The sequence below is a fragment of the Nonomuraea sp. NPDC004354 genome, from assembly GCF_053602555.1.
In genome coordinates this window covers 1,018,882-1,029,523 of sequence record NZ_JBSGDV010000002.1, presented here as the reverse complement: position 1 = coordinate 1,029,523, position 10,642 = coordinate 1,018,882, and the positions used below count along the sequence as shown (strand labels likewise).

Genomic DNA, 10,642 nt, shown 5'->3' with positions numbered 1-10,642 from the left:
TTCATGCACTGGCTTTTAACACACTGTTGAGTTCTCAAGAAACGGACGCGTTCACCGTCAACCACCCGGCCGCACTCGCTTCGTTCGTTGTGTCTTAATTTTACCGTTTCATCCGACTTGCTGTCAAACCGGGCGAACCAGCTACAATCTCGACCACCCCGATTCCGGGGCAACCCCTCTAACTTACCAGCCCTCCGACCGTTTCACAAACCGATCTTCAGAACCGCTGCGTCAGTGGGGTTTGCCGGCCCTGGCGGTCTTGCCACTAGGTGGTTGCGCCGCGCCGCGCCGACTCCTCAAGATTAGCAGCGCTCCCGACCACTCGAGACGCGAAACGTAGACTCGGCGAGGTGAGCAGCCACATCCCGCCTCTGGCGAAGAAGGTTCCGAGCGAGCGCACCCATCACGGCGACACCGTGATCGACGAATACGCGTGGCTCACCAATAAGGAAGACCCTGACACGATCGCCTATCTCCAGCAGGAGAACGACTATCTCAAGCAGGAGACCACCCACCTCGACGAGCTCCAGGAGCAGGTCTTCCAGGAGATCAAGGGGCGCACGCAGGAGACCGACCTGTCGGTTCCCAGCCGCAAGGGCGCCTGGTGGTACTTCTCGCGCACCCAGGAGGGCAAGCAGTACGGCATCTCCTGCAGGGTGCCCGCCGACGGCGACACCCCTCCGGAGGTCACCACCGACGCCACGCTCCCCGGCGAGCAGGTCCTGCTGGACGGCAACGAGCTGGCGGGCGACAACGACTTCTTCTCGATCGGCACCAGCGCCGTCACTCCGGACGGCAAGCTCCTCGCCTACTCCACCGACTACAAGGGCGACGAGCGGTTCACGCTGACGTTCAAGGACCTGGAGACGGGTGAGAAGCTCGCCGACGAGATCAGCGGCGTCTTCTACGGCGGCGCCTGGTCGGCCGACGGCACCACGTTCTTCTACACCAGGGTGGACGACGCCTGGCGCCCCTACCAGGTCCACCGCCACGTCCTCGGCACCGACGCCGCCGACGACGTGCTGGTCTACGAGGAGTCCGACGAGCGCTTCTGGGTCGGCATCGGCCTGACGCGCAGCGAGAAGTACCTCGTCCTGGGCGCCGGCAGCAAGATCACCAGCGAGGTCCGGATCCTCGACGCCGAGGACCCGACCGGCGAGTTCAGGGTCGTGCGCCCCCGCGTCACGGGCGTCGAGTACGGCGTCGAGCACGCCGGCGACCGCTTCTTCGTCCTCCACAACGAGCACGCGGAGAACTTCGAGCTCGCCACCGCGCCGCTCGACGACCCCGGGTCGTGGACGCCGCTCATCCCGCACCGCGAGGACACCCGCCTGCTGGAGATCGACGCGTTCGCCACCCACGCCGTCGTCCACTTCCGCCGCAGCGGCCTGACCGGCATCCGCGTCCTGCCCTACCCCCTGGAGGGCGGGCAGAGCGAGCCCTACGAGATCGAGTTCCCCGAGCCCCTCTACGACGTGGCGCCCGCGGGCAACCCCGAGTTCGCCACCGAACGGCTGCGCCTCGGCTACACCAGCATGGTGACCCCGCCGAGCGTCTACGACTACGACCTCGAGACGCGGCGGCTCATCCTCCTCAAGCAGCGCCCCGTGCTCGGCGGCTACGACCCCTCCGACTACGAGCAGTTCAGGGAGTGGGCGACCGCGGACGACGGCACCAAGGTGCCGATCTCGATCGTGAAGCGGAAGGACGCCGCCAGGCCCGCCCCCACCCTCCTGTACGGCTACGGCAGCTACGAGACCTCGATGGACCCGAGCTTCTCCGTCGCCAGGCTCAGCCTCCTCGACCGCGGTTTCGCCTTCGCGATCGCGCACGTGAGGGGTGGCGGCGAGATGGGCCGCCGGTGGTACGAGGAGGGCAAGCTCACCAGGAAGAAGAACACCTTCACCGACTTCGTGGCCGCCGCGCGGCACCTCAAGGCGTCCGGCTGGAGCGAGCGGATCGTCGCCAGGGGCGGTTCGGCGGGTGGCCTGCTGATGGGCGCGGTGGCCAACCTGGCCCCGGAGGAGTTCGCCGGCGTGGTGGCCGAGGTGCCGTTCGTCGACGCGCTCAACACCATCCTCGACCCGTCGCTGCCGCTGACCGTCATCGAGTGGGACGAGTGGGGCGACCCGCTGCACAACGCCGACGTCTACGCCTACATGAAGGAGTACTCCCCCTACGAGAACGTCGCGGCGACGACCTACCCGCCGATCCTGGCGATCACCAGCCTGAACGACACCAGAGTGCTCTACCACGAGCCCGCCAAGTGGATCGCGCGGCTGCGGGCGACCGCGCAAGGCGGGCCGTTCCTGCTGAAGACGGAGATGGGCGCGGGTCACGGCGGCCGCAGCGGTCGCTACGACGCGTGGAAGGAGGAGGCGTTCGCGCTGTCCTGGATCATCGAGAGGGGAACCCGGTGAGCTACGCGGCGGCCGATGACCGCTACGAGAAGATGCCCTACGTCCGCAGCGGCCGTAGCGGGCTCAGGCTGCCCCAGGTCTCGCTCGGCCTGTGGCACAACTTCGGCGACGACCGGCCGATCGAGATCTCGCGTGCCATCCTGCGCAGCGCCTTCGACCGCGGGGTGACCCACTTCGACCTGGCCAACAACTACGGCGTGCCGTACGGCTCGGCGGAGCGCAACTTCGGTGCCGTCTTCGCCCAGGACTTCCGCCCCTACCGCGACGAGCTGGTCATCTCGACCAAGGCCGGCTACGACATGTGGCCGGGCCCCTATGGGGAGTGGGGATCGCGCAAGTACGTGCTGGCCAGTCTCGACCAGTCGCTGCGGCGGATGGGCCTGGAGTACGTCGACATCTTCTACAGCCACCGTCCCGATCCGGAGACGCCGCTGGAGGAGACGATGGGCGCGTTGGACACGGCGGTGCGCTCGGGCAGGGCGCTGTACGCGGGCATCTCCAACTACTCGGCCGAGCAGACCACGCAGGCGGCGCGGATCATGCGGGAGCTGGGCACGCCGCTGCTGATCCACCAGCCGTCGTACTCGATGATCAACAGGTGGATCGAGGACGGGCTGCTGGACACGCTGGAGGACGAGGGGATCGGCTGCATCGTCTACTCCCCGCTGGCCCAGGGGCTGCTGACCGACCGCTACCTGGAGGGCGTGCCGGCCGGTTCGCGGGCGGCGACGAGCAGGTTCCTGTCGGCGGACCGGATCGACCGCGAGCTGGCGCGCGACCTCAACGAGATCGCGAGCGCGCGCGGCCAGTCGCTGGCGCAGATGGCGCTGTCGTGGGTGCTGAGGGACCCGCGGGTGACCAGCGTGCTGATCGGGGCGAGCAGCGTGGGCCAGCTGGAGGCCAACCTGGCGGCGGTGGACGGGCCGGCGTTCACGGAGGACGAGCTCGAGCAGATCGACAAGATCACGGGCTTCGCCTCGACCGCGTCGTGACGACCCCCGATCACAGAGCCTCGTGCCGCTGGAGGTAGGTGAAGGCGGCCCAGCCGGGTAGCACCGGCAGCCAGAAGGTGAGCAGCCGGTAGAGGAGCACCGCGGAGGTCGCGTACTCCGCGGGCACTCCGGCCACCGTCAGGCCGACGGCGAGCGACGCCTCGACCGCGCCCAGACCGCCAGGGGTGGGCGCGGCCGAGCCGATCGCGTTGGCGGTGAGGTACACGACGGCGACGGTGGTGAAACTGGTGTCGCCGCCGAAGGCGCGCACGCAGCCGTAGAGGCAGACCACGAACGCCAGCGACAGGCAGATGATGCCGCCGAACCCTTCGGTGATCTTGCGGGGTGACTGGAGGACGTCGAGCAGGCGCGGCACGACGTTGGCGAACAGCGAGCGCAGCCGCTTGGTGATGATCCTGCGCAGGGGCGGCACGCCGAGCACGACCACCATGAGGACGGCGACGGCGAGCACGACGGCGAGCAGCCCCCGCGAGGGTGTGAACGACGTGGTCGCGCTCGACCCGGTGATGTAGGCGAACAGCAGCAGCAGCCCGATGTGGCTGGCCAGGCCGATGACCTGGGAGGCGCCGATGCTGGCCACCGCCAGCGCCGGCGGCACCCCGCGCTTCTGCAGGTAGCGCGTGTTGATCGCGACGCCGCCCACCGCGGGCGGGGTGACCAGCTTGACGAAGGACGAGGCGAACTGCACGAGCACGGTACGGCCGAGCGGCAGCGGCTCGGGCACGAACCCTCTGATCATGAGCGCGGCGGCGACGAAGCTGAGCCCGGCGGCGGCGAACGCGAGGACGCCCCACTCCCACTTGGCCGTGGTGATGACCTGGAGCAGGTTGACCTTGCTGAGCTGCGAGAGCAGGAAGTAGGCGGCCAGGGTGCTGGCGATGATGGTGACGAGGGTGCGCGGCCGGAACCGCTCCAGCCGTACTTCTTCGACCTCGGCCTGCGGCGTCAGCGCCTCGATCTGCTCCCTGATGGCCGGCAGCAGCTCCTTCTGTTTGTTCAGGGCGGCCCTGGTCGGCCTGGTCAGCGCGATGCGCTGGAGCAGGGGCAGCGCGCTGACGAGCGCGTCGTTGCCGAGCACGGAGGCGGCGGCCTTGACCGAGCGCTCGGGCCCGACGCGGAGCGCGAGGTAGGTCAGCAGCTGCGCGATGTCGATGCGGAGCAGCAGGTCGCCCGCCGCGACCTCGCCGCTGCGCGGGTCGGTGAGGACGACGCGGCCGTCGCGATCGAGGTGGATGCTGTCGCCGGTGAGCCGCCGGTGGGCCAGGCGCTGCATGCGGAGCAGCAGCACCTGCTCCCAGATCTGGGCCAGCAGGTCGTCGTCGAGCTCGCTGTCCTTGACGTCGTCGAGGGGGCGGGTCTCCAGGTGCTCGTAGGCGAGGAGGGCGGCCTCGGTGCCGATCTCGCTGGTGCCGAGCAGGCGCGGGGTGTTGGCGCCCGCCGCCTGGGTCGCGTAGGCCATGAGCGCCTCGCGTTCGAGCTCGGCGCGGAGCGAGCGGATGGCCCGGCGCCTGGTCTCGGAGTGGAGCCTGATGCGCCGCCACAGCCGGTACGGCAGGCCGGCCACCTGGCGGTCGCGGTCGAGCACGGTGACGTCGAGGCTGGTGCCGTCGGACAGGCCGACGGCGTAGCGGCGGCTGCCCTGGTGGTCGTCGTCGATCCGCCTGGCGGAGACGGGCGAGAAGGACAGCTTGCGTAGCGCGGAGATGACGGCGTTGCCCGGCGGGCGGGTGTTGGGGCTGCCGACGCCGTAGAGGGTGCCGTAGCCGACGGCCATGCCGAACAGGACGGTCACGATGGCGCTCGGCAGCGTGATCTGCTTGCCGGTGAACAGCGCGAAGATCGACAGCGCGGTCACCGTCCACATGAGCGCCCGCCATGTGGGGCGTCTGGAGATGCGGACGGCGGTGGCGTAGGCGATCACGGAGCTGAGCAGCGCGTTGAGCGGTTCGAGGTCGCGGCCGCCGGTCAGCAGGGTCGCCAGGTCGCCGGGGCCGTTGGTGACCAGCCACTGGCCGATCAGGTAGGAGCCGGCCATGCCGATGATGGCGGCGATCAGGCCTTCGGCGACGCGCAGGCCGTCACGGTGGAAGACCCGTTCGACGGCGAACGCGGCGGGCACGACCAGGACGGCCGCGCCGCTCAGGAAGGTGGCGATACGGGTCAGGAGGGCGGGCGCGCGGTCGGTGCCCTGGGTGACGTCCTGTTCGAGGCCGATGAGCGTCTGCTGGGCCACGAGCATGAGCAGGATGACCGCGGTGAGCGCGAGCAGGGTGGCCAGGAAGCGGAGCGCGTCGGACGGGCGGCGCAGCCGCTGCGGCAGCAGTGGTTCGACGACGAACACGGCCGGTTCGTCGCGCGCCTCAGACACGACTGGACGCTCCTTCGCGGAGTCCGCCGATTTCTCGCTTTCCCTGATGTCTGCCACCGACAGCGATTCTGCACCTTTCCCGGGTGACCGTGCGATCTCCAGCTTCCAGTGTCCGTCCACCCCACCGCGGCCACTGCCCCGGGTAACGTCTCTACCAGCAACGACGTGCCTTGCCATACCCGGTGGTGAAAGCTTGCCACTCTGTGCGGCATGATCACCCATTTGCTCGTCGCCTTCGCCGTGGCCCTGCCCGGCGCCCCTCTCGCCGAAGATGTACAGATCGCCAACATTCTCGGCCATCTGCGAGCATTCCAGGCAATCGCCGACGCCCACGGCGGTAACAGAGCGGCGGGAACTCCAGGCTATGACGCTTCGGCCGACTATGTGGCGGCGCGCCTGCGTGAGGCGGGATACGACGTCGAGCAGCAATTCTTTCAATTCGATCACTACCGGGAACTGTTCCCGGCCCGGCTGGTGGCGGACGGAAAGGATGTCGGAAAGATCACAACGCTGTCCTTTTCGGCGAGTGGCGACGTCACCGGACGCCCCCAACCGGCGGGAACGGGCTGCCTGAACGCCGACTTCACCGATTTCCCATCGGGCGGGGTCGCGGTGGTCGACAGGGGTGGCTGCACGTTCGCCGCCAAGGCGGCCAACGCCACGGCGGCGGGCGCGGGCGCGCTGGTGGTCGTCAACCAGGGTGGCACGTTCGCCGGCAGCACGGGTGCTCCTCAGCGCATTCCCGTGGTGGGCGTCGACGCGACGACCGGCATGGAGGTGGCGGACGCCCGGCAGCTGCGGGTCGCGACCAGCACCGACACCACGCGGCAGATCACGAGCAACGTGATCGCGCAGACGAAGGGCGGCGCGTCCGACGACGTGGTGATGGTCGGCGCCCATCTCGACTCGGTACGGCAGGGCCCCGGCATCAACGACAACGGCTCGGGCAGCGCGGCCGTCCTGGAGGTCGCCCTGAAGATGGCCGCCTACCAGCCCGAGCGGGCGGTCCGCTTCGCCTGGTGGGGCGCCGAGGAGCTGGGACTGCTCGGATCGACGTACTACGTGAGCTCCCTCTCACCGGAGGAGCGCGAGAAAATCACGATGTACCTGAACTTCGACATGATCGCCTCTCCCAACCACACGTTCGGGATCTACGACGGCGACGACTCCGACGGGGTGGGCGAGGGCCCGGGACCGGAGGGGTCGGCCGAGATCGAGCAGGAGTTCGTGCGGTTCTTCGCGGAGCGCGGCCTGCCGTACAAGGGGACCGACTTCAGCGGGCGCTCGGACTACGGGCCATTCGTCGGCGTCGGAATACCGGCGGGCGGGCTGTTCACCGGCGCCGAGACGGAGAAGACCGAGCGGGAGGCGAAGCTGTTCGGCGGGCAGGCGGGTGCCCCGATGGACACGTGCTACCACCAGGCCTGCGACACCACGCAGAACATCGACGCGCACGCGCTGGACGTGTCCGCCGACGCGATGGCGACGGTGATCACCGAGTTGGCCTGGCGTCGATAACGAAATGCATTCGGGATCTTTCCGATAAAGGGTCGCCAATATACCTTTCCGAGCATGCACTTAGCCGTCGAGGACAAGCATTTTCATTCTCCGAGGAGAGCACGTATGCGTTCCCGTCTGGGCAAGGGCCTGCTGGCCGCGGTTCTCGTCGCACCTCTGACGCTCACCGGCACCGCCCACGCGGACGCGCCCGCCAACACGGTGCGCAAGCTCGTGAACGCGGTCAAGGGCGAGAATGTCAAGCGCCATCTACAGGTGCTCGACCTCATCGGAAAGGCCAACGGCAACACCCGCGTGGACGGCACGCGCGGCTACGAACTGTCTCGCGACTACGTGGCCACCCTGCTGCGGCTCGCGGGCTACAAGGTGACGGTCCAGCCGTTCGAGTTCGAGTTCGAGGGCTACAAGACGCCGCCGGTCCTGCAGCGGACCGCTCCAGAGCCGAAGTCGTTCGCCCACGTGACGGAGTTCACCGAGGTGGACGCGAGCGCCGCCGGTACGGTCACCGCCCCGGTGCAGCCGGTCGACGTCGTGCTGCCGCCGCCGGCGACCCCCGGCTCGACCTCGGGGTGCGAGGCGAGCGACTTCGCGAACTTCACCAGGGGCAACATCGCCCTCGTCCAGCGCGGCACCTGCAACTTCGCCGACAAGGTGGCCAACGCCGTCGCCGCGGGCGCCTCCGCGGTGATCATCTTCAACGAGGGCCAGCCCGGCCGGACGACGGCCCGGGTGAACCCGGGCATCGGCGAGAACGTGCCGGTGCCCGTCTTCTTCACCAGCTTCGCGGTCGGCGACGAGTTGGCCGCCAAGCCGGGCACCACGGTGAAGGTGTCGTTCGACAAGCTGGTCGAGACGCGGACCACCTACAACGTGATCGCCGAGTCCCGGTGGGGCGACGGCGGCAACGTCGTGATGGCGGGCGCGCACCTCGACTCGGTCCAGCCGGGCCCCGGCATCAACGACAACGGCTCGGGCGCCGGCGGCGTACTGGAGGTGGCGCTGCGACTGGCCGCGCACCGGCCGGCCAACAAGGTCCGCTTCGGGTTCTGGGGCGGCGAGGAGTTCGGGCTGCTCGGGTCCAACCACTACGTGGCCAACCTGACCGAGCAGGAGAAGGCGAACATCGCCCTCTACCTCAACTTCGACATGATCGCCTCGCCGAACTTCACCTACGGCGTGTACGACGGCGACGGCGACGCCTTCGGCGTGCCGGGACCCGAGGGCTCGGCGCAGGTCGAGAAGGCCTTCCAGGACTTCTACACCGCGCGTGGCCTGCGGTCCAAGCCGAGCGAGTTCGACGGCAGGTCCGACTACAAGGCCTTCATCGACGCGGGCATCCCCGGCGGCGGCCTGTTCACCGGCGCGGAGAAGATCAAGACCGCGGAGGAGGTCGCGATCTGGGGCGGCACCGCGGGGATCGAGTACGACCCCTGCTACCACGCCCCCTGCGACACCATCAAGAACATCGACGACACCGCGCTCGACGTCAACTCCGACGCGATCGCCACGCTGGTCGGCACCTACGCCTTCGACGCGAGCGCCGTCAACGGCCTCAGGGCGGCGGGCCCCCGCACGACCGCGGGCGTGGCCCGCGCCACCGGCGACGGCCACGACCACGACAAGGTCGAGCTGAGCTAGATCCCACCGGCGGCCCGTCGACAGCTCGGCGGGCCGCCGCTCGTGTGCTCTCGGGGGACCAACCGTCATCGAGGAGTCTCATGAGTCATCGCCGGAAGAAGGGCCTGCTCAGCGCCGCGCTGGCCACGGCCATCCTCATCACGCCTCTGGCAGCCTCGGGAACGGCGCACGCCGACCCGAACAACAACTCGGTCCGCAAGCTCGTCAAGGCCGTCGACGGCCGGAACGTCAAGAAGCACCTCAAGGTGCTCGACCTGATCGCCAAAGCCAACGGCAACACCCGCGTGGACGGCACGCGGGGCTTCGAGCTGTCGCGTGACTACGTGTCCGCCCTGCTGCGGCTGGCCGGATACCAGGTCTCGACGCAGAAGTTCACCTTCGAGAACGAGGAGTTCAAGACCAAGCCGGTCTTCGAGCGCAAGTCACCGAACCCGAAGGTCTACGCGCTCGGCCTCGACTGGATCCCGTCGGGCCACACCGCCGAGGGCAGCTTCACCGCCAAGATCCAGCCTGTCGACGTGCAGATCCCGCCGGGGCCGGCGCCCAGCTCCTCCACCTCGGGGTGCGAGCCGGCCGACTTCGCCGGGTTCACCGCGGGCGACTTCGCGCTGATCCAGCGCGGCACCTGCAGTTTCGCGATCAAGGTGGCCAACGCCAAGGCCGCGGGCGCCACCGGCGTCGTGCTGTTCAACGAGGGGCAGCCGGGCCGTACCGAGGCCGACGTCAACCCCGACCTGGGCGGCCGGCAGGACATCCCGGTGCTGTTCACCAGCTTCTGGGAGGGCAGGGACCTGGCGGCCACCCCCGGCGCGGAGGTGGGCTTCACCTTCTCGTGGGAGACGGAGGTCAAGACCTACGAGTCGTACAACGTGCTGGCCGAGTCGCGGCACGGCCGCGCGGACAAGGTCGTGATGGTCGGCGGTCACCTCGACTCGGTCGAGGACGGCCCCGGCATCAACGACAACGGCTCGGGTGCCGGCGCGATCCTGGAGGTGGCGCTCCGGATGGCCAAGGCGAAGCCGGAGAACAAGGTCCGCTTCGCCTTCTGGGGCGGCGAGGAGTTCGGCCTGCTCGGCGCCGAGCACTACGTGGCGAACCTGACCGAGCAGGAGAAGGCGAACATCGCCCTCTACCTGAACTTCGACATGATCGCCTCGCCGAACTTCGTCTACCACGTCTACGACGGCGACGACTCCGACGGTGTGGGCGCGGGCCCTGGCCCCGAGGGCTCGGCGCAGATCGAGAAGTACTTCGAGCAGTTCTACGCCGGGCGCGATCTCGCCTTCAAGGGCACCGACTTCGACGGCCGCTCCGACTACGGGCCGTTCATCGCGGTCGGGATCCCCGCCGGCGGCCTGTTCACGGGGGCGGAGAAGCGCAAGACGCCCGAGGAGGTCGCCCTGTGGGGCGGTACGGCGGGCGAGCGCTACGACCGGTGCTACCACCAGGCCTGCGACACCATCAAGAACATCAGCGACACGGCGCTCGACGTCAACGCCGACGCCATCGCCACGGTCGTGGGCACCTACGCCTTCGACTCCTCGTTGACCAACGGGCCGCACACGCCCGCCGTCACCTCCAAAACCACCACCTCTCACGGCAAGGGCGCGCACGGGCTCGACGCGCCCAAGGCGCTGAGCTGACGCTGCCGGGCGCAGCGTCCCGGTGGGGGCGCTGCGCCTACA

At 69.0% G+C, this 10,642-nt stretch carries 6 protein-coding genes; 5 read left to right on the top strand and 1 reads right to left on the bottom strand.

The genetic code is table 11. The annotated features are described in order from the left end of the window. Window positions 1-350 precede the first annotated feature (350 nt). Both ACWENQ_RS10725 and mgrA read left to right on the top strand, forming a co-directional pair. Window positions 351-2,420 carry a S9 family peptidase gene (locus ACWENQ_RS10725; protein WP_449921461.1) on the top strand — a complete coding sequence of 690 codons (2,070 nt, stop codon included), beginning with the start codon at window positions 351-353 and terminating at the stop codon, window positions 2,418-2,420. After that, window positions 2,417-3,412, top strand: coding sequence for an L-glyceraldehyde 3-phosphate reductase (gene mgrA, locus ACWENQ_RS10720; protein WP_354920053.1), 996 nt, complete (start codon window positions 2,417-2,419; stop codon window positions 3,410-3,412). The genes ACWENQ_RS10725 and mgrA overlap by 4 nt, the downstream gene beginning before the upstream one ends. A 10-nt stretch (window positions 3,413-3,422) precedes the next feature. Here mgrA and ACWENQ_RS10715 read toward each other — a convergent pair whose 3' ends face one another. Then, on the bottom strand, window positions 3,423-5,801 hold the full coding sequence (locus tag ACWENQ_RS10715; RefSeq protein ID WP_449921466.1) for a flippase-like domain-containing protein: 2,379 nt from the start codon (window positions 5,799-5,801) through the stop codon (window positions 3,423-3,425). A gap of 210 nt (window positions 5,802-6,011) precedes the next feature. Here ACWENQ_RS10715 and ACWENQ_RS10710 point away from each other — a divergent pair, with 210 nt between their 5' ends. The 3 genes from ACWENQ_RS10710 (at window position 6,012) to ACWENQ_RS10700 (ending at window position 10,600) form a co-directional block, all read left to right on the top strand. Then, on the top strand, window positions 6,012-7,319 hold the full coding sequence (locus ACWENQ_RS10710; protein ID WP_452413790.1) for a M28 family metallopeptidase: 1,308 nt from the start codon (window positions 6,012-6,014) through the stop codon (window positions 7,317-7,319). A 105-nt stretch (window positions 7,320-7,424) separates the two neighbouring features. Continuing rightward, a complete protein-coding gene (locus tag ACWENQ_RS10705; protein ID WP_452413789.1) occupies window positions 7,425-8,957 on the top strand; it encodes a M28 family metallopeptidase in 1,533 nt (510 codons plus the stop codon). An 80-nt stretch (window positions 8,958-9,037) separates the two neighbouring features. Further along, complete coding sequence (locus ACWENQ_RS10700; protein ID WP_452413788.1) at window positions 9,038-10,600, top strand: M28 family metallopeptidase; 1,563 nt, start codon at window positions 9,038-9,040, stop codon at window positions 10,598-10,600. Window positions 10,601-10,642: the final 42 nt, after the last annotated feature.

What these genes read in the sequence shown, in the direction of transcription:
- ACWENQ_RS10710 (WP_452413790.1), top strand. Translation starts at nt 6,012, where the DNA reads ATGATCACCCATTTGCTCGTCGCCTTCGCCGTGGCCCTGCCCGGCGCC.
- ACWENQ_RS10705 (WP_452413789.1), top strand. Translation starts at nt 7,425, where the DNA reads ATGCGTTCCCGTCTGGGCAAGGGCCTGCTGGCCGCGGTTCTCGTCGCA.
- ACWENQ_RS10700 (WP_452413788.1), top strand. Translation starts at nt 9,038, where the DNA reads ATGAGTCATCGCCGGAAGAAGGGCCTGCTCAGCGCCGCGCTGGCCACG.